Origin of the sequence: Cupriavidus sp. BIC8F, from assembly GCF_032465815.1 — a bacterium.
GTDB lineage: Bacteria > Pseudomonadota > Gammaproteobacteria > Burkholderiales > Burkholderiaceae > Cupriavidus > Cupriavidus necator.
Genome location: NZ_CP136095.1, coordinates 2,440,209 through 2,459,937, shown reverse-complemented (window position 1 = coordinate 2,459,937; position 19,729 = coordinate 2,440,209). Strand labels below are relative to the sequence as shown.

Sequence of the window (19,729 nt, the reverse complement as noted above, 5' to 3'; positions counted from 1 at the left end):
ATCTTTTTATCGTTAACCCTCATCCCAGCTGCCCCCCGACACGCCTATGCTTCAAAAGTTTTATTCTCAAACCTAAGTTTTATATATGGAACAAGATCAGCCACACATGCCAGCGCAGCCGGACCGGCATCTGCTGGAAGCCCTCGACAGCGGGTTTGCCCAGCGCGTGGTGCAGGTGGGCGCGGGCGGCGAGCACGTGGCCTACCGCTGCGGGGGGGGCACGGGCCCGGCGGTCGTGCTGCTGCACGGCATCAGTTCCGGCGCGGCGTCGTGGCTGCCGTGCGCGAGCCTGCTGGCCGCGCACGCGCGGGTGATTGCCTGGGATGCGCCGGGCTATGGCGACTCGTCGCCGCTGCCGCAGGCGCGGCCGCTCGCGTCTGACTATGCGCAGCGGCTGGACGGACTGCTGCAGGCGCTGGGCGTGCAGCCGGCGCTGATCGTCGGGCATTCGCTGGGCGCGCTGATGGCCGCGGCCTATGTCGCCAACGCACGCCTGCTGCCCGCGCGCCTGCTGTTGCTCAGCGTGGCGCAAGGCTACGGCGGCGCGGGGAGGGAAGCCCAGGCAAGGGAGGTTGCGCGCCAGCGGCTGGAGGCGCTGGAGTCCCTTGGCGTGGACGGGCTGGCGCAACGCGGGCCGGCCCGACTGCTGAGCGAAGAGGCCGACCCCGGCGCCCAGGCATGGGTGCGCTGGAACATGCAGCGGCTGAACCCGGACGGCTACCGGCAGGCGGTGGCGATGCTGTGCGGCGATGACATCCACGCCTACCTGGCACGGCGCCCGGACGCCCTGCCCATGCAGATCGCCTGCGGCAGCCGCGATGTTGTCACCACGCCGCCCGCCTGCGGCACGCTGGCCGAACGCTTCGGCCTGCCGTTTTCGCTGATCCCCGATGCCGGCCACGCCTGCTATATCGACCAGGCCGCCGCCACCGCGCGGCTGATCCGCTCGGTGCTGGACGACGTCACCTGAAGCCACCGCGGCGGCGCCTGCCGCCGCAGCCCACGTGGTGACGCGCACCTTGCGCCACCCCTTCCAGATTTCGTAGTGCTGAGCGCGGGTTAACCCCAGTCAATTTTTGCGGCCGCGTTGTCTATAGTCGTACCTGTGTTCAATATCTAAACCAGTGTTTCATTAGTAAAACGTAGCCAGGCGATCGCCAGACCGGTCGACACGGCACGCGGAACACGGTCCCCCCGCTGCAAGACATGGAGCAAAGCGCAATGGAAAGCCTCTCGTACAACCCGAACCTGGTGCCCTGGGAGCGTCCGGCGCCGAACAACGTGGCAGGCAAGGGCCATATCGAGCAATCCGGCAAGGTCGCCAACATCGTCTGGCAGACCCGCGCCGCCGCACCGACCGCCTATGAGAACGCGCTGGGCGATGCCCTCGAAGCCGCGTTCGAAGGCGGCGCGCAGAACCCGCAGGACATCGTGCGCGCCTTCAATGACGCCGGTTTCCTGGGCGTGGACGGCCAGCCCTGGACCGAAGAGCGCTTCCTGTCCGAAATGCGCCGGCTGGGTGCCTGAGCCCGCCCCAGTCCAAGTCCAGCCTCGAAGCGAGAAAACCATGGAATCGAACAAGCAAGCCCGCACCGAAGCCCGCCTGAACACCGGTCTGCGCAACTACTGGTACCCGGTCGCCGCCTCGTGGGCGGTGTCCCATGCCCCGATCGGCATCACCCGCCTGAGCCAGAACATCGTGTTGTGGCGCGACGGCGAAGGCCAGGTCCACGCCCTGGAAGACCGCTGCCCGCACCGCGGCGCACGCCTGTCGATGGGCTGGAACCTGGGCGACCGCGTTGCCTGCTGGTACCACGGCGTCGAGGTCGGCGGCGACGGCCAGGTCAAGAGCGTGCCGGCGGTGGAAAGCTGCCCGCTGGAAGGCCGCACCTGCGTGCGCAGCTACCCGGTGCAGGAGAAGGCCGGCGCCATCTTCCTGTGGTTCGGCGACCAGGCCCCGCAAGGCGAGGGCAGCCCCGACGAACTGCGCTTGCCGGAAGAACTGGTCAGCGAAGAGCACAGCAACTTCCTGTGCGTGGCGCACTGGGACTGCAACTACCGCTACGCTATCGACAACGTGATGGACCCGATGCACGGTGCCTACCTGCATGCGGTGTCGCACTCGATGGCCAGCGGCGAGAAGTCCGCCGTGATGCAGGTGCGCGAGACCGAGCACGGCCTGGTGTTCGAGAAGACCGGCCAGCGCGGCGTCAATTTCGACTGGGTGGAATTTGGCGAGACCGGCACGCTGTGGCTGCGCCTGGCGATTCCGTACCGCGCCAGGGTCGGCCCCGGCGGCCCGTTCGGCATCGTCGGCATGGCCACGCCGGTGGATGAAGACCACTGCATGGTGTTCTTCTGGCGTACCCGCCACGTGCAGGGCTGGGAGCGCGACGTGTGGCGCTTCCTGTACCGCAACCGCCTGGAGCAGTTGCACTGGGACGTGCTGGAGCAGGACCGCGTGGTGCTGGAAATGATGGCCCCGAACGCGCGCGACCACGAGATGCTGTACCAGCACGACGCCGGCATTACCCGCGTGCGCCGCCTGCTCAAGCGCCGCGCCGAGCAGGAAGTGGCCGACGAGCCCGTCGCCATGCTGCAACCCGCCGGAGCCGCCAGCCATGCCTGAGGCAAACACCAACAACACGTTGCTGGCCGGGCGCAAGGTGCTGGTCACCGGCGCGGCGCGCGGACTGGGCCTGGCCTTCGTCAAGTCGCTGGCCGAAGCCGGCGCCACCGTGGCCATGGCCGACATCCTGGCCGAGCGCCTGCAGCAGGAAGCCGACGCCCTGCGCGCCCGCGGCCTGAAGGTGGTGCCGGTCACGCTGGACCTGTCCGATCCGGCCTCGGTGCAGGCTTGCGCCGAGGCCGCGGTCAAGGCGCTGGGCGGGCTCGACGGCCTGGTCAACAACGCCGCCGTGACGGACTCCGGCGGCCGTGACGCCGCCGCCATCGACATCGCCACCTGGGACCGCGTGATGAACGTCAACGTGCGCGGCACCTGGCTGATGACCACCGCCTGCCTGCCGGCACTGCGCGCCAGCGGCCGCGGCGCCATCGTCAACCTGGCTTCGGACACGCCGCTGTGGGGCGCGCCCAACCTGCTGGCCTACGTGGCGAGCAAGAGCGCCATCATCGGCATGACCCGGTCGATGGCGCGTGAACTGGGCAAGGACCAGATCACGGTGAACGCCGTGGCCCCGGGCCTGACGCTGGTGGAAGCCACCGAATACGTGCCGCAGCACCGGCACGACTTGTACCGCGAGCAGCGCGCGATCACGCGCGAGCAACTGCCCGACGATGTTTGCGGCGCGGTGCTGTTTGCACTGTCCGACCTCGCCCGTTTCGTGACCGGCCAGACGCTGGCGGTCAACGGCGGCTTTGTCATGCATTGATCCAACCGATCCACTGAAAACAGAAGGAATCCAAATGAGTGATCTTTCTCAACCACAAAACATCAAGCGTTCCTGGGACCAGCCGGAGGACGCCTCGTTCGACCAGTGGATGGAAAGCCGCGTGGCGCGCTTCTCCACGCGCAAGTACGACTGGGACGCGCTCAAGTTCCAGGCCGACTACGACCCCAAGTACCGCCGCGCGCAGATGCGCTACCTGGGCACCGGCGGCACCGGCGTGGCCGCCGACACCAACACCGTGCCGAGCGAGCATTTCACCTTCTCCACGATGATCATCCCGGCCGGCCATGAAGGCCCGTCGCATATCCACACCGACGTGGAAGAGGTGTTCTTCATCCTGCGCGGCAAGGTCAAGCTGATCCTCGAAAAGGACGGCGAGCGCTTCGAGACCATCCTGACCGACCGTGACCTGGTCTCGGTGCCGCCGGGCGTCTACCGCGAGGAAATCAACATCGGCGAGGAAGACGCGCTGATGTGCGTGATGCTGGGTGCCAAGAAGCCGATCACGCCGACCTACCCGCCCGAGCATCCGCTGACGAAGATCAAGCGCTGATGCCGGCGAACGTCCGTCAGCACGCATTCACCGAAGCCATGAGCAGCAACCCCATCCCGGCCACGCCCGCCGCCAACGAAACCCCGGACAAGTACATCGTCCCGGGCCTGGAGCGCGGCCTGCGCCTGCTGAGCGAGTTCAGCAGCAAGGACCGCACCATGTCGGCAGCGGAACTGGCGCGCCGCCTGAAGGTGCCGCGCTCGACCGTGTTTCGCCTGCTGGCCACGCTGGAAATGCTGGGCTTTGTCGAGCGCGCCGATGGCGGCCGGGATTTCCGGCTGGGCATGGCCGTGCTGCGCCTCGGGTTTGAATACCTGGCGTCGCTGGAGCTGACCGAACTGGGCCGCCCGCTGCTGGAGCGGCTGCGCGACGAGATCGGCTACCCCAGCAACCTGGTGGTGCGCGACGGGCGTTCGATCGTCTACGTGGCCAAGGCGGTGTCGCCGCGGCCGTTTGCCAGCTCGGTCAATGTCGGCACGCGCCTGCCCGCGCATGCCACGGTGCTGGGGCGCGTGCTGCTGGAAGACCTGTCGCTGGCGGAGCTGCGCACGCTTTACCCGGAAACGCGGCTTGCGGTGTTCTCCGAGAGCACGCCGCGCACCGTCGACGAGCTGCACGAGATCGTCCAGCGCGACCGCGAGCGCGGCTACGTGCTGCAGGAGGGCTTCTTCGAAGCCAGCATTTCGACCATTGCCGCGCCGGTGCGCGACCGTACCGGAAAGGTGGTGGCGGCGCTGGGCGCCACCATCCCCGCCGCGCATATCGATCCGGCGCAGCTGGATGCGATGGTGGAGAAGGTCAGGGATACCGCGGGCGAGCTGTCGCGCCTGCTCGACTACCGCCCGTCGCTGCATAGCAGCGGCGCCAAGGTGGTGAATCTGTATCGGGAGTGAGGACAATGTCCATGATTGAACTCGGCGGCAAGGTTGCCGTCGTTACCGGCGGGTCCTCCGGCATCGGGCTGGCGACCGTCGAGCTGCTGCTCGAAGCGGGCGCCGCGGTCGCCATGTGCGGCCGCGACGAGAACCGCCTGCGCAGCGCAGAGGCGCAGTTGCGCGAGAAGTTCCCCGGGTGCCGGCTGCATGCCGCCGCCTGCGACGTGCTCAAGCCGGAACAGGTCGCTGCCTTTGCCGCCAGCGTGCAGGCCACGCTGGGCAACGTCGACATGCTGGTCAACAACGCCGGCCAGGGCCGTGTCTCTACCTTCGCCAACACCGAAGACGCTGCCTGGATGGAAGAGCTGCAGCTCAAGTTCTTCTCCGTGATCCACCCGACGCGCGCCTTCCTGCCGCAGCTCGAGAAGTCAGGCCAGGGCGCCATCGTATGCGTCAACTCGCTGCTGGCGCAGCAGCCGGAGCCGCACATGGTGGCGACCTCCGCCGCGCGTGCCGGCGTGCTCAACCTGGTGCGCTCGATGGCCACCGAGTTTGCGCCCAAGGGCGTCCGCGTCAACGGCATCCTGATCGGGCTGGTCGAATCGGGCCAGTGGCGCCGCCGCTTCGAGGCGCGCCCCGAAGCAGACCGCCACCTGGACTGGGCCGCATGGACCGCGCGCCTGGCCCAGCAAAAGCATATTCCCCTTGGCCGCCTGGGCCTGCCGGTCGAGGCAGCCCGCGCCATCCTGTTCCTTGCCTCGCCGTTGTCTTCGTACACCACGGGCAGCCATATCGATATCTCCGGAGGACACTCCCGTCATGCCTAATCAACACCAGTACGAACAACAGCAGGTCACCGTCGGCTGCGCCATCACGGCGTTTCTCGAGCAGTGCGGCGTCAAGGCCGCCTTCGGCGTGATCTCGATCCACAACATGCCGATCCTCGACGCCATGGGCGAGCGCGGCAACATCCGCTTCGTGCCGGCGCGCGGCGAAGCGGGCGGCACCAATATGGCCGATGCCTATGCCCGCACCACCGGCGGCCTGGGCGTGTGCCTGACCAGCACGGGCACCGCGGCGGGCAACGCCGCTGGTGCGATGGTGGAAGCGTTGACCGCCGGCACGCCGATGCTGCACATCACCGGCCAGATCGAAACGCCGTACCTGGACCAGAGCCTCGCCTACATCCACGAAGCCCCGGACCAGCTCACCATGCTGAAAGCCGTGTCGAAGGCCGCCTTCCGCATCCGCAGCGCCGACACCGCGATCAGCACCATCAAGCTGGCCGTGCAGACCGCGCTGACGGCGCCGACGGGCCCGGTCAGCGTGGAGATCCCCATCGACATCCAGGCCGCGCTGATCGACATGCCGGCCGACCTGCAGCCGCTGCCGGTGCCGCAGCACGTGCCGTCGGCGCACGCGCTGGACGCGCTGGCCGAGCGCCTGGTCAAGGCCAAGCGCCCGCTGCTGTGGCTGGGCGGCGGTGCGCGCCACGCCAGCAAGCAGGTGCAGCGCCTGCTGGACCTGGGCTTCGGCGTGGTCACCAGCACGCAGGGCCGCGGCATTGTGCCGGAAGACGATCCCCGTTCGCTGGGCGCCTACAACCTGCACAAGCCGGTCGAGGCCTTCTACCAGACCTGCGACGCGATGCTGGTGGTGGGCTCGCGCCTGCGCGGCAATGAAACCCTGAAGTACGAACTGAAGCTGCCGCGCCCGCTGCTGCGCATCGACGCCGACCCGGCCGCCGAAGGCCGCTGCTACCTGAGCGACTACTTTGTCAGCGGCGACGCCGCGCTGGCGCTGGATGCGCTGGCGGATCGGCTCGAGCAGCGCATGCAGATCGACCCGGCCTTCGCAGCCGACCTGCGCCGTGCGCACGACACCGCCGTCAACGGCCTGGTCGACGGCCTGGGCCCGTACTCGGCGCTGGTGCAGGCGCTGCAGGGCGCGGTTGGCCGCAGCTTCAACTGGGTGCGCGACGTGACCGTGTCGAACAGCACCTGGGGCAACCGCCATCTGCGCATTTTCGATTCGCGTGCCGGCGTGCACGCGCTGGGTGGCGGCATCGGCCAGGGCCTGGCGATGGGCATCGGCGCAGCGATCGGTGCTGCGGCGACCGCTTCGGGCAAGAAGACCTTCACGCTGGCCGGCGACGGCGGCTTTATCCTGAACCTGGGCGAACTGGCCACCGCGGTGCAGGAACGCGCCGACATGGTGATCGTGCTGATGAACGACAAGGGCTACGGCGTGATCAAGAACATCCAGGACGCGCAGTACGGCGGCCGCCGCCACTATGTGGACCTGCATACGCCGGACTACGCCACGCTGGCAAAGTCGCTGTCGCTGCGCCATGCCCGCGTGAGCAACCTGGCAGACGTGGGTGCCGCGCTGGAAGCGGCCACGGCCGAGTCCGGCCCGTTCCTGCTCGAAATCGACATGCTGTCGATCGGTTCCTTCAAGACCATCTTTGCCGGCCCCCCGGTGAACAAGGACAACGAAGAGCCGGCGCGCGAACAAACCACTGTCACCGCCTGAGGGAGACCGGAGATGCTGCATGTGTCCATGGTTGGCTGCGGCGCGATCGGCCGCGGCGTGATGGAATTGCTCAAGAGCGATCCTGACGTGGTGTTCGACGTGGTGATCGTGCCGGAGCACACGATGGACGAGGCCCGCGACGCGGTCTGCGCGCTGGCGCCGGGCGCCCGCGTGGCGACGCACCTGGACGACCAGCGTCCCGACCTGCTGGTCGAGTGCGCCGGCCACCACGCGCTGGAAGAGCACATCGTGCCGGCGCTGGAACGCGGCATCCCGTGCATGGTGGTATCGGTGGGCGCGCTGTCCGAGCCCGGCATGGCCGAGCGGCTGGAAGCGGCCGCGCGCCGCGGCGGCACGCAGGTGCAGCTGTTGTCGGGCGCGATCGGTGCCATCGATGCGCTGGCCGCGGCGCGTGTCGGCGGGCTGGATGAAGTGATCTACACCGGTCGCAAGCCGGCTCGCGCCTGGGCCGGCACGCCGGCCGAGCAGCTCTTCGATCTGAATGCGTTGACCGAGGCGACCGTGATCTTCGAAGGCACGGCACGCGACGCAGCGCGCCTGTATCCCAAGAACGCCAACGTGGCCGCCACGGTATCGCTGGCCGGCCTCGGCCTGGATCGCACCTCGGTCAAGCTGCTGGCGGACCCGCATGCGGTGGAGAACGTGCATCACGTGGAGGCGCGCGGAGCCTTCGGCGGCTTCGAACTGACCATGCGCGGCAAGCCGCTCGCGGCCAACCCCAAGACTTCCGCGCTGACCGTGTTCAGCGTGGTGCGCGCCCTGGGCAACCGGGCGCACGCGGTATCGATCTAGTCCCGGCAGCCACGCCCCACAGACTTAGCAGGCAACGACAATGAAGACGCAAGAAGTACTCCCCATCTGCATCGCGGGCGAATGGCGCCTGGGGACCGGCGACCGCTACGGCACGCGCTACCCGGCCACCGGCGAAGTGGTGGCCGAACTCAACGCCGCCAGCCTGGCGGACGTGGAAGAAGCCGTGCAGGGCGCCCACCAGGCCTTCCTCGCCAGCGGCTGGGCCCAGCGCAAGCCGCATGAGCGCGCCGCCGTGCTGTACCGCGTGGCCGAGCTGATCCGCGCCCAGGGCGAGCAACTGGCCCAGCGCCAGCGCCTGGACAATGGCAAGCCGATCAGCGAGACGCGCGCCCTGGTGGCCAGTGCCGCCGGCACCTTCCAGTTTTTTGCCGCCGCTTGCGAGACGCTGGAAGAAACCATCACGCCGCAGCGCGGCGACTGCCTGACCATGAGCGTGTACGAGCCGATGGGCGTGGTCGCGGCGATCACGCCGTGGAACTCGCCGATCGCCAGCGAGGCGCAGAAGATGGCGCCGGCGCTGGCCGCGGGCAACGCCGTGGTGGTCAAGCCCGCTGAAGTCACGCCGCTGATGGCGCTGGAGCTGGCGCGCATCTGCGAAGAGGCCGGTGTGCCCAAGGGCCTGATCAGCGTGCTGCCGGGCAAGGGCTCGGTCATCGGCGACGCCATCACCAAGCATCCGCTGGTGCGCCGCGTGTCATTCACCGGCGGCACCACCACCGGCAAGCACATCGCCCATATCGCCGCCGACAAGATGATGCCGGTGTCGCTGGAACTGGGCGGCAAGTCGCCGACCATGGTGTTCGATGATGCCGACCTGGACCATGCGGTCAACGGCGTGCTGTACGGCATCTTCAGCTCGTCGGGCGAGTCGTGCATCGCCGGCTCGCGCCTGTTCGTGGCGCGCTCGCAGTACGAGGCCTTTATCGACCGCCTGGCCGCGGGCGCCGCGCACCTGCGCGTGGGCGACCCCGCCGACGAGCGCACCCAGATGGGCCCGCTGATCACCGACCGCCACCGCGACAGTATCGAGTCGTACGTCGCGGCGGGCGTGGAAGAGGGCGGCCAGCTGCGCACCGGCGGCCTGCGTCCCGACGTGGCCGGCCTGCCCAACGGCTACTTCTACACGCCGACCATCATCGAAGGGCTCGATAACAACGCCCGCATCTGCCAGGAAGAGATCTTCGGGCCGGTGCTGGTGGCGATCCCGTTCGACGATGAGGACGACCTGATCGCGCAGGCCAACGACAGCGTCTATGCGCTCGCCGCCGGCATCTGGACGCGCGACTACAAGCGCGCCTGGCGCGTGGCACGCGCTGTGCAGGCGGGCAATGTGTGGATCAACACCTACAAGCAGTTTTCGATCGCGACGCCGTTCGGCGGCTGGCGCGACAGCGGCCTGGGCCGCGAGAAGGGACGGCTTGGCATCCTGCAGTACATGGAGCAGAAGAGCGTGTACTGGGGCCTGAACGAACAACCGCTGCCGTGGGCCAACCACTGAACCCGGCAGGCTGGAGAGAAGCAATGATCAAGGTATTGGGGATCGACGAGATCGTCTACGGCGCGGATGACTTTGACGCCTGCCGTGGCTTTTTCACCGACTGGGGCCTGGCCATCAAGCGCGACGACGCGCAGGGCCTGGATTTCGAAACGCTCAACGGCTGCCGCGTGCTGGTGCGCCGCATCGACGACGCCACCCTGCCGCCTGCGATCGAAGCCGGCCCGACGCTGCGCGAAGTGGTGTGGGGCGTGGACTCGCAGGCATCGCTGGATCAGCTCGCCAAGACGATTGCCGATGCGCCGGGCTTCGTGAAGCAAGGCGAGGGCGATACGCTACGCGTGGGCTGCACCGACCCGAACGGCCTGGCGGTGCGTTTCCAGGTCACGCGCAAGCATGACGTGCAGGTCGATTGCGCGCTGATGAACACGTGGAACGACAAGCCGCGCCTGAACCAGCGCAGCCCGATCTACGACCACGCCACGCCGATCGAGGTGGGCCACGTGGTGTTCTTCGTGAAAGACGTAAAAGCCACGGAGCGCTTCTATGTCGAGAAATTCGGTTTCGTGCCGTCCGACCGCTACCCGGACCGCGGCGCGTTCCTGCGCTGCACGCCCGAAGGCGGCCACCATGACCTGTTCCTGCTGCAGCTGCCGGAACCGAAGAGCGGCCTGAACCACGTCGCCTTCACCGTGCGGGACATCCATGAAGTCTTCGGCGGCGGCATGCATGTCTCGCGCAAGGGCTGGGACACGCAGCTCGGCCCGGGCCGGCACCCGATTTCGTCGGCCTACTTCTGGTACTTCAAGAACCCGGCCGGCGGCCTGATCGAGTACTACGCCGACGAGGACCAGCTGGACGAACACTGGGAGCCGCGCGCTTTCGAGCCCGGCCCGACCATGTTCGCCGAATGGGCGATCGAAGGCGGCATCGACGGCAACACCCGCCGCCAGAAGAACGCGGGCGGACCGGCAGGCAAGTTCCTGACCGAGAAGCGGTAAGTCAGCAGCCATCGAAGGAAGCAGCAATGAGTGCCCACCAGTCCCTGACCCTGCGCGTCCACGCCATGCGCTATGAAGCGCGCGGCGTGGTCAGCATCGAACTGCAAGATCCCGAAGGGAAGACCCTGCCCGAGTACAGCCCGGGCGCCCATATCGACCTGCACCTGGGCAACGGCCTGGTGCGCAGCTACTCGCTGTGCGGCGCGCCCGAAGCGCGCCAGCGCTATACCGTGGGCGTGCTGCTGGACCGCGGCAGCCGCGGCGGCTCGCGCTACGTGCATGAGCAGCTGCGCGTGGGCGCCACGCTGACCGTGGGGGCGCCGCGCAACAACTTCGCGCTGGACGAAAGCGCCGCGCACACCGTGCTGGTCGCCGGCGGCATCGGCGTCACGCCGATCGTCTGCATGGCGCGCCGGCTGGCCGAACTGGGCAAGTCGTTCACGCTGATCTACTGCGCCCGTTCGCGCGCCGAGGCCGCATTCGTCGAACAGCTGTCGGCCCATGGCGATGCCGTGCGCTTTCACTTCGACGACGAGGCCGGGGTGCCGCCGGACCTGAACGCGACGCTGGCCGGCCAGGACGTGCAGACGCACTTCTACTGCTGCGGCCCCGGTCCGATGCTGAAGGCGTTCGAGGCTGCCTGCGAAGCACACGGCTACCCGAACGTGCACATCGAGCGCTTTGCCGCCGATCCCTCGACCGAGGCGGTGCAGGAGGGCGAGTACACCGTGTCATTGTCGCGCACCGGCACCACCGTCAAGGTGCCGTCCGGCAAGTCGCTGCTGGACGCGCTGCTCGATGCCGGCGTGCAGATGGACTACAGCTGCCGCGAAGGCGTGTGCGGCTCGTGCGAGACCGCGGTGCTGGAAGGCTGCCCCGACCATCGCGACAGCGTGCTCAGCAGCAGCGAGCGCGCCAGCAACAAGACCATGATGGTGTGCGTGTCGGGGTGCAAGGGCAGCAAGCTGGTGCTGGACTTGTAATTTCGCGATTGTGTTCTCCCCTCTCCCGCGCGCGGGAGAGGGCGCGGGAGAGGGCCAGCCCGCGCCGTAGCCGACGCGCTGTCGAATCCAGACTTCCTCTTCCCAGGCCGCCGCGGCATCTGCCGTTAGCAAGCGCCTGCCCTCTCCCCCGGCCCCTCTCCCGCAAGCGGGAGAGGGGAGCAACCCCCGAAGAATCAAACCGAGAAATCCCGTGCTGACCCAGAGACAAGACTCAGCGTCCCCCGGCGCACCGGTGGCCGCCACCGCAGGTATCGTGACCACGGCTGACAGCGCTGGCCAGAGCGCGGCGGCGGCCCGCGGCGGCCCGCTCACGCGCGGCAATATCGTTGCCCGCATCGAGCGCATGCCGGGCAACGCCATGCATATCCGCGCCCGGCTGCTGATCGGCCTGGCCACCTTCTTCGATGGCTTCGACGTGATCGCCATTGCCGCCACGCTGCCGCTGCTGATAGCGCAGTGGTCGCTCACGCCGGGCCAGATCGGCTTCCTGATCGCGGCGCCGTCGGTCGGCCAGCTGGTCGGGGCGCTGCTGTTCCCGGGGCTGGCCGAGCGCTTCGGCCGGCTGCGCTCGATCGGCTGGAGCGCGGGCATCATCGGGCTGATGAGCCTGGCCTGCGGCTTTGCCCCGTCGTTCGAGATCTTCGCGTTGCTGCGCATCGTGCAGGGCCTGGGGCTGGGCGGCGAGCTGCCGGTGGCGGCCACCTATATCAACGAGGTCACGCGCGCCCATGGGCGCGGGCGCTTCGTGCTGCTGTACGAAGTGGTGTTCCCGATCGGGCTGATGGTGTCCAACGGCATCGGCGCCTGGCTGGTGCCGCACTACGGCTGGGAGGTGATGTACTTCATCGGCGGCGTGCCGCTGGTGCTGTTCTTCATCCTGCGCCGCGTGATCCCGGAATCGCCGCGCTGGCTGGCCGAGAAGGGCCGGCTGGAAGAGGCCGACGCCGCGCTGCGGGCATTCGAGGCGCGCGCCAGGACGCCGCTGCCGCCGCTGGGCGACACCAGCGCCTACGAACGCATGGCCCAGCACCCGCGCCGGCGCGTGCGCGACCTGGTCAGCAGGCCCTATATCGGCCGCACGCTGGCGGTGTGGATGCTGTGGGCAACCTGCGGCTTTATCCAGTACGGGCTGTCGACGTGGCTGCCCACGGTCTACAAGACCGTCTACCACGCGCCGCTGCAACTGGCGCTGAACCTCGCCGCTGGCGCCTCGGTGCTGGGCGTGGTCGGTTCGCTGGTGTGCGCGATGATCGTCGACAAGGTTGGGCGCAAGCCGGTGATCAATGTGTCGTTCCTGCTGTGCGCGCTGTCGCTGGTGCTGGCGGGGGTGTTCCACGCGTCGAACGTGTACGTGGTCGCGACCCTCTGCGCGCTGGCGATGGGGTTCCTGGCCAGCGGCTTCATCACCGCCTATGTCTATACGCCGGAGCTGTATCCGACCAGCGTGCGGGCGATGGGGTGCGGGCTCGGTGGGGCGTGGCTCAAGCTGGCGGCGATCTTCGCGCCGGGACTGATTGCCAGCACCATCGGCAGTGGTGACCTCAGCGTTGCCTTCTTCGCGCTGTCCGTGGTGCCGGCGCTGGCGGCTGTTACCGTGCATTTCCTTGGTATCGAGACCAAGGGGAAGGTGTTGGAAGAACTGGAGGTCTGAACGGGCGCGTGCTCGTCCCGTACCCTTAGGGCCGCTCCGCAATCCGGTGCGGCCCTTTTTCCTATTCCTGCGTGCGCAACAGCTTGCGCAGCCCTTGGTAAACCGCTTCCCGCTCCTGCGGCGACAACTGCCGGATCACCTGCGCCTGCCCCCGCCGCGCCAGCGGCATCACCTGGTCGTGCAGCGCGGCACCGGCTTCGCTGATCGCGCAGATCAGCTTCTTGCGCGGCGTGTTGCCGGCTGAGGTCAGCCGCACCAATCCCCGTTCCTCCAGCAGCCGCAGCGTGCGGCTTACCAGTGCCTTGTCCGAGGTCGACTGCGTCACCAGTTCGGCAAACGGCAGTTCGCGCGCGTGCGCCAGCAGCGCCAGGATGCGCCACTCCGGCACGGTCAGGCCGAACTGTTCCGCATAGGGCTTGGTCACCGTGCTGCGCAGCGCGGTGACCAGCTGGCTCAGCATCGTGGTCAGGAAATTGTCGACGGTCAGGCCGCTGCCGGCCTCATCGAGGTCGGTCCATGGGCTGGTGTTGTCGGTGTCTGGCGCGGGCTGGCCGTTGGCGGGCGCGGCGTCACGGGGCATGCGTTCCTCTTGATCGGGTCTGCCGGCCGCCATGCGGGGCCGGTTTGCGGGCCAGATTGTCTCACAGCCGCTAGCCAATTCCGCCATCGTGTGCCGCTTTCATGGCAACTGAAAAAACACATAAAAAACTACAATGTCAATTGGTATTTAACGCAAGTTGAGTTGTCAATATTAGCGACCTAGGATCATTCATGTTCCTGGTGTGAACGTACGTTTTACTAATAAAACAACCGAAAGTGTTGTAACCCGAGCCAACCCTGTTTTCGCGGTGCGCACAACAGCCCACTCCAACCGCGAATGCGCCCCCACAGGAGCTGTTGATGAGACACGAACGCCCCCGCCGCCTTTTCCTTGCCGCTACTGCCATGGCCGCGCTCGCGCTTGCCGCGGGCAGCGCGCTGGCCACCGCCGCGTACCCGGCCAAGACCGTGACCATGGTCGTGGCCTATCCGCCCGGCGGCGACACCGACGCCATGGCCCGGCTCTATGCCGACAAGCTGTCGGCGCGCCTGAAGCAGCCGGTCATTGTCGAGAACCGCCCCGGCGCCGGCGGCGTGGTCGGCGCCAGCTTCGTCAGCCGCGCGCCGGCGGACGGCTACACGCTGCTGTACACGCCCAATCCTTTCACGCTGGCGCCGATGGTGCTCAGGCTGGCGCCGTCGGCCAGCTATGACCCGCTGCACGGCTTCACCCCCGTGATCCAGACCGCGGTGCAGGCGGTGCTGCTGGTGGCCAACCCGCAGGCGGGTATCAAGACCGTCGGCGAGATGATTGCCGCGGCCAAGGGCGGCAAGACGCTGACCTATGGCAGCCCGGGCGCGGGCTCGCCGATGCATATCGCCGGCGAGATGCTGAACCGCGCCGCGGGCGTGAAGATCCAGCACGTGCCGTACAAGGGCGTGGCGCCGGCGGTCAACGACGTGGTGGCGGGGCACGTGAACTTTGCCTACGTCACGCTGGGCCCGGTGGCGCAGTACATCAACACCGGCCGGCTGATCCCGCTGGCGATCACGGACGCAAAGCGCTCGCCGCTGCTGCCCAACGTGCCGACGCTGGCCGAGCTTGGCTACAAGGACGTGGTGGTCGGCGCCTGGCATGGCGTGATGGCGCCCAAGGGCACTCCGCCCGAGGTGGTCAAGGCGCTGAACCAGCAGCTCAACGACGTGCTGCGCCTGCCCGACGTGACCGAGAAGATGGCCACCTTCGGCGCCAGCCCGGTGGGCGGCGCCCCGGCCGCGCTGGAAAAGGTCAATGCGGCCGACTACGAGCGGCTGGGCAAGGTGATCCGCGACCTCGCGATCACGGCGGAATGACGCAGGGCACCGCATCGCATTCATGCAACCAGACAAGCAGGAGGCCGGCATGAGCAAGGCCATCGTGGGAAGCTCCACGCCGCAGGTGACCGCGCGGGAAAAGGTCATGGGGCGCGCGCAGTACGCCGGCGACATCAAGTTGCCCGGCATGCTGCACGCCAAGGTGCTGCGCAGCCCGCACCCGCACGCGCGCATCGTGCGCATCGACACCGCCGCGGCGAAGGCGCTGCCCGGTGTCAAGCTGGTGGTGACCGGGCAGGATGTGCCCGCCCGCAACTGGGGCCCGCACCGCAAGGAGCAGCGCATCCTGGCCTGCGGCGTGGTGCGCCACGTCGGCGAGGAAGTGGCCGCGGTAGTGGCGGTCAGCGAGGAAATCGCGCGCGACGCGCTGGACCTGGTCCGCATCGAGTATGAGGCGCTGCCCGCGCTGCTGACGCCCGCAGCGGCGCTGGCCGAGGGCGCACCCGAGATCCATGCCGGCACGCGCAATATCGGCCACGAGATGCACATCGTGCGGGGCGACGTGGATGCCGCATTCGAAGCCTGCGCCGCGGTGTACGAGGCCACCTACGACATGCACTCGCAGTACCCCGGCTACCTCGAGCCGATGGCGTCGGTGGCGGCGCAGGACGGCAACGGGCGGCTCACGCTGTGGGCCTCGACCCAGTCCGTGTTCCTGGCGCGCGCGCGGCTGGCCGAGGCGCTGGACCGGCCGGTCTCGACCATCCGCGTGGTGCAGGCCACCACCGGCGGCGGCTTCGGCGCCAAGATCGTCGAGGAGAACAACAGCCTGATCTGCGCCTTCCTGGCCAGCCGGCTGGAGTGCCCGGTGCGGCTGGTCAACAACCGGCTGGAAGACTTCCAGGGTGCGCGCGCCAGCGTGCCGATGCGGGTCTGGCTGCGCATGGGGCTGTCGGCGGACGGCGTGATCCTGGCCAAGGATGTGCGCATCACGGCCGAATGCGGCGCCTACTCCGGGCTTGCCGGCGATGTGATGCATGTCACCGCCATGCGCAGCGACAACATGCACCGCGTGCAGAACGTGCGCTCGCATGCGGTGATGGCCTATACCAACAACCCGCCGCGCGGCGCTTTCCGCGGCTTTGGCGGGCAGCAGATGCAATTCCCGCTGAACTGCCACCTGACCGTGCTGGCCGGCATGCTCGGCATCGACCCGGTGGAGGTGCACAAGCGCAACGCGATCGGCGCGGGCGAGACCAGCGTGCATGGCTGGAAGATCAGCAGCACCGGCATGGCCGAGTGCCTGGACATGACCCGCAAGGCCATCGGCTGGGACGAGAAGCGCGCCGCCCCGCGCGGCACCGGCACGCGCCGGCGAGGCGTGGGCATTGCCGCGGCCATGCACGTCAGCGGCAACCGCACGCTGGGCAACTGGGACGGCTCGACCATCCTGCTCAAGGTCAACGAGGACGGCCGCGTGATGCTGCAGACCAGCGAATGCGACATGGGACAGGGCGCCAACACCATGCTCAGCCAGATCTGCGCGCAAGAGCTGGGCATCCCGCTGTCGCACGTCACCGTGATGGCGCCGGATACCGATACCGCGCCGTTCTGCCTGGGCTCGCTGGCGTCGCGCGTGACCATCATCGCTGGCAACGCGGTGCTGCGTGCCGCGCGCGAGGCGCGCCAGAAGCTGCTGGTCCTCGCGGCGGAGAAGCTTGGCGTGGACGCGGAACAACTGGCGATTGCCGATGGCCGCATCGCCGCGCCGGGCCAGCCGGACAAGTCCGCCACGCTGGCGGAGATCGCACGGCTGCATATCTTCCGCCACGGCGGCGAGGGCATCCACGTGCGCGCCACCTACGACGCGCCCACGGTGATGCACGATGCCGACTACTACGGCAACGTCGCGCCCGCGCACTCCTTCGCGGCACAGGCGGTGGAAGTGGAAGTCGACACCAGCACCGGCCAGGTCACCGTGATCGACAGCTTTGTCGCCGACGACTGCGGCAAGGCCATCAACCCGCTCGCCGTGCACGGCCAGACCCACGGCGCGACCGTGCAGGCGATCGGCTGGGCCCTGTACGAGAACCTGCAATACGAGGATGGCCGCCTGATGAACGGCAACTTTGCCGACTACACCATGCCTACCGCCAACGCGGTGCCGATGCTGCGCACCGACGTGGTGGAATCGAACGACCCCAACGGCCCTTATGGCGCCAAGGGCGCCAGCGAAACCGCGATCCTGCCGGGCGCGGCGGCGATCGCCAATGCCGTGTTCGACGCCGTGGGCGTTCGCATCCAGTCGCTGCCGATCACGCCGGAGAAGGTGCTGGCGGGCCTGCGCGAACTGAAGCAGAAGGAGGCCGCCCATGCGTGACTTTGCATTCCTTGAGCCAGCCACCGTGGCCGAGGCCAGCCAGATGCTGGCCGACCTGGGCGACAGTTGCCGCATCCTTGCCGGCGGCACCGCGCTGATGCTCGGCATGCGCCAGCGCATGCTGACGCCTGGCCACCTGGTCTCGCTGGGCCGGCTCGAGGCGCTGCGCGGTATTACCTTTGATGCGCGCGAGGGCCTGACCATCGGCGCGCTGACCTTGCATGCCGAGGTGGCGCGCTCGCCGCTGGTGCAGGCGCACTACCCGATGCTGGCCAGCATGGCCTCGCGCGTGGCCAACCCACAGGTGCGCAACCAGGGCACCATCGGCGGCAACCTCTGCTATGCCGACCCCGCCACCGATCCGCCGGGCTGCCTGATGGCGCAGGGCGCGCGGATCGTGGTCAGCGGCCGAGGCGGCGAGCGCGAGATCGATATCGAGGACTTCCTCGTCGACTACTACGTCACGGCGCTGGCACCGGACGAGATCGTCACGCAGATCCGCGTGCCGGCGCCCGGTGCCGGCGCCGATGGCCGCTATGCGCGCTTCCTGCGCACCGCCGCCGAGCACCGGCCGCTGGCCAGCGTGGCGCTGGCGGTGCGGCGCGAGGGCGCATTCTGCGTCGAGGCGCGGCTGGCGGTGGGCGCGTCCACGCCGATTCCGGCCCGGCTGCGCCGCGCCGAAGCGCTGCTGGCCGGCAAGGCCGTCACCGCGACACTGGCCGAGGAAGCTGCCGCCATCGTTGCCGCGGACATCAACGCGGTCTCGGACATGCGCGGGTCGGAAAGCTACCGGCGCGAGATGGTGCGGGTGGTCGCGCGCCGCACCATTGCCGAGCTGTTCGGCGTGGCATCGGAGTAAGGAATCCCCATGAACAAAGTCAGCATAGAACTCACCGTCAACGGCGAAGAACACCAGGTGGAGGTGCCGGCGCGGCGCCTGCTGTCCGACCTGCTGCGCGACGACCTGAACCTCACCGGCACCAAGCGCGGCTGCGAGACCGGCATCTGCGGCGCCTGCTCCGTGCTGGTCGACGGCGAGGTGGTCAAGTCCTGCCTGATGCTCGCCGTGCAGGCGCGCGGGCGCCATGTGATGACCGTGGAGGGGCTGGCCGCCGACGGCCAGCTGCATCCCCTGCAGCAGTGCTTCATGGACAACGGCGGGCTGCAGTGTGGCTATTGCACCCCGGGCTTCCTGATGGCCTCGTGCGCGCTGCTTGCCAACAACCCCAACCCGACCGAAGACGAAGTCCGCCACGGCCTCAACGGCAACTTGTGCCGCTGCACCGGCTATGTCGGCATCGTTGAATCGGTCCTGTCCGCCGCGGAGAAAATGCGTGGAAATTGAAAAGACCCTGGTCACCGCGGCGCCGCCGGCGCGCGTGTGGGAGCTGCTGCTCGACCCCAACGTGATGGGCGCCTGCGTGCCCGGAATGGAATCGATCGAAGTGCTGAGCGATGTCGAGTACATCGCGCACATGGCGGTCAAGATTGCCTTTATCAACGCGCGCTTCCGGCTGCATACGAAGATCGTCGAGACACGCGCGCCGCATTACCTGCGCACCGAGGGCACCGGCGAGGACGCCTCGGTGGCCAGCTCGCTGCGCCAGTCGAGCGAGCTCTTCCTGACCGCGCTGGACGATGGCGGCACGCAGCTGCGCATCAGGGTGCAGGTGGACGTGCTGGGCCGGCTGGGCACCTTCGGCCTGAGCGTGATGAAGACCAAGGCCGACCGCATGTGGGACGAGTTCGGCGCCAACCTGCTGGCACGGCTGTCGCCGCAGGCGGCGCAGGCAGCGCCCGAGCCGGCGGCGAAGTCCGCACCTGCGGCACCGGTGGCATCGGCTGCCGCGGTCAACGGCCATGCGGTGCTGCCGACGCGGTCCGCGCCGCCCGCACCCGCCGCCGGCGGGCTGTTCTCGCGGCTGTTCGGGCGCGGCGAGGCCGCGCGCGGGCCGCTGTCGGACATCTGCGTCGAGCTGCGCCGCCGCGACGAGACCATCGTGGTGCGCTGGCCCGCCGCCCAGGGCGAGCAATGCGCGGCCTGGCTGCGCGACTACCTGCGCCCAGGGGCGTAGGCGGGCCCAGGGCGGGGTCTGCCGGCAATACGGGTACCCTACGGGGTGCAGGCGTGATA

General features: G+C 68.5%; 19 protein-coding genes. 18 read left to right on the top strand and 1 reads right to left on the bottom strand.

Features of this window, described 5'->3' with window-relative positions; all coding sequences use genetic code 11:
- Positions 1-85: 85 nt before the first annotated feature.
- The 13 genes from RS901_RS31405 (at position 86) to RS901_RS31345 (ending at position 13,361) form a co-directional block, all read left to right on the top strand.
- Positions 86-970, top strand: a complete 885-nt coding sequence (locus RS901_RS31405; protein WP_316154458.1) for an alpha/beta hydrolase — start codon at positions 86-88, stop codon at positions 968-970.
- A 251-nt stretch (positions 971-1,221) separates the two neighbouring features.
- A complete protein-coding gene (locus RS901_RS31400) occupies positions 1,222-1,527 on the top strand; it encodes a recombinase-like helix-turn-helix domain-containing protein (RefSeq protein ID WP_410054200.1) in 306 nt (101 codons plus the stop codon).
- 40 nt (positions 1,528-1,567) lie between these two features.
- Entirely contained in the window at positions 1,568-2,629 is a 1,062-nt protein-coding gene (locus tag RS901_RS31395; RefSeq protein ID WP_316154456.1) for an aromatic ring-hydroxylating dioxygenase subunit alpha, read from the top strand.
- Complete coding sequence (locus RS901_RS31390) at positions 2,622-3,395, top strand: SDR family oxidoreductase (protein WP_316154455.1); 774 nt, start codon at positions 2,622-2,624, stop codon at positions 3,393-3,395. Before RS901_RS31395 ends, RS901_RS31390 begins: the two co-directional genes overlap by 8 nt.
- A gap of 34 nt (positions 3,396-3,429) precedes the next feature.
- Positions 3,430-3,966 (top strand): cupin domain-containing protein, encoded by a 537-nt coding sequence (locus tag RS901_RS31385; protein ID WP_013952364.1) that lies wholly within the window; start codon positions 3,430-3,432, stop codon positions 3,964-3,966.
- Between the two features lie 38 nt (positions 3,967-4,004).
- Entirely contained in the window at positions 4,005-4,859 is an 855-nt protein-coding gene (locus tag RS901_RS31380; RefSeq protein WP_316154452.1) for an IclR family transcriptional regulator, read from the top strand.
- A gap of 5 nt (positions 4,860-4,864) precedes the next feature.
- Positions 4,865-5,668: an SDR family oxidoreductase gene (locus tag RS901_RS31375; RefSeq protein WP_316154451.1), complete on the top strand. Its 804-nt coding sequence runs from the start codon at positions 4,865-4,867 to the stop codon at positions 5,666-5,668.
- Positions 5,661-7,376 (top strand): thiamine pyrophosphate-binding protein, encoded by a 1,716-nt coding sequence (locus tag RS901_RS31370; protein WP_316154450.1) that lies wholly within the window; start codon positions 5,661-5,663, stop codon positions 7,374-7,376. Before RS901_RS31375 ends, RS901_RS31370 begins: the two co-directional genes overlap by 8 nt.
- A 12-nt stretch (positions 7,377-7,388) precedes the next feature.
- A complete protein-coding gene (locus RS901_RS31365; RefSeq protein ID WP_013952368.1) occupies positions 7,389-8,189 on the top strand; it encodes an aspartate dehydrogenase in 801 nt (266 codons plus the stop codon).
- 40 nt (positions 8,190-8,229) lie between these two features.
- Complete coding sequence (locus RS901_RS31360) at positions 8,230-9,708, top strand: aldehyde dehydrogenase (RefSeq protein WP_316154449.1); 1,479 nt, start codon at positions 8,230-8,232, stop codon at positions 9,706-9,708.
- A 23-nt stretch (positions 9,709-9,731) separates the two neighbouring features.
- Complete coding sequence (locus tag RS901_RS31355) at positions 9,732-10,706, top strand: VOC family protein (protein ID WP_316154448.1); 975 nt, start codon at positions 9,732-9,734, stop codon at positions 10,704-10,706.
- 26 nt (positions 10,707-10,732) lie between these two features.
- Positions 10,733-11,689: a PDR/VanB family oxidoreductase gene (locus RS901_RS31350; protein WP_316154447.1), complete on the top strand. Its 957-nt coding sequence runs from the start codon at positions 10,733-10,735 to the stop codon at positions 11,687-11,689.
- 253 nt (positions 11,690-11,942) lie between these two features.
- A complete protein-coding gene (locus tag RS901_RS31345) occupies positions 11,943-13,361 on the top strand; it encodes an MFS transporter (RefSeq protein ID WP_316157334.1) in 1,419 nt (472 codons plus the stop codon).
- Between the two features lie 61 nt (positions 13,362-13,422).
- Here RS901_RS31345 and RS901_RS31340 read toward each other — a convergent pair whose 3' ends face one another.
- Complete coding sequence (locus tag RS901_RS31340; RefSeq protein WP_316154446.1) at positions 13,423-13,941, bottom strand: MarR family winged helix-turn-helix transcriptional regulator; 519 nt, start codon at positions 13,939-13,941, stop codon at positions 13,423-13,425.
- A gap of 320 nt (positions 13,942-14,261) precedes the next feature.
- On the opposite strand from RS901_RS31340, the gene RS901_RS31335 reads away from it, so the two are divergent.
- The 5 genes from RS901_RS31335 to RS901_RS31315 are packed head-to-tail and all read left to right on the top strand — an operon-like array spanning position 14,262 to position 19,670.
- Positions 14,262-15,254: a Bug family tripartite tricarboxylate transporter substrate binding protein gene (locus RS901_RS31335; RefSeq protein WP_410054199.1), complete on the top strand. Its 993-nt coding sequence runs from the start codon at positions 14,262-14,264 to the stop codon at positions 15,252-15,254.
- Positions 15,255-15,303: 49 nt separating this feature from the next.
- On the top strand, positions 15,304-17,595 hold the full coding sequence (locus RS901_RS31330; RefSeq protein WP_316154445.1) for a xanthine dehydrogenase family protein molybdopterin-binding subunit: 2,292 nt from the start codon (positions 15,304-15,306) through the stop codon (positions 17,593-17,595).
- Complete coding sequence (locus RS901_RS31325; protein WP_316154444.1) at positions 17,588-18,454, top strand: xanthine dehydrogenase family protein subunit M; 867 nt, start codon at positions 17,588-17,590, stop codon at positions 18,452-18,454. The genes RS901_RS31330 and RS901_RS31325 overlap by 8 nt, the downstream gene beginning before the upstream one ends.
- A gap of 9 nt (positions 18,455-18,463) precedes the next feature.
- Positions 18,464-18,940, top strand: a complete 477-nt coding sequence (locus tag RS901_RS31320) for a (2Fe-2S)-binding protein (protein WP_316154443.1) — start codon at positions 18,464-18,466, stop codon at positions 18,938-18,940.
- Positions 18,930-19,670, top strand: coding sequence for an SRPBCC family protein (locus RS901_RS31315; protein ID WP_316154442.1), 741 nt, complete (start codon positions 18,930-18,932; stop codon positions 19,668-19,670). Before RS901_RS31320 ends, RS901_RS31315 begins: the two co-directional genes overlap by 11 nt.
- The last annotated feature ends 59 nt before the right edge of the window (positions 19,671-19,729 follow it).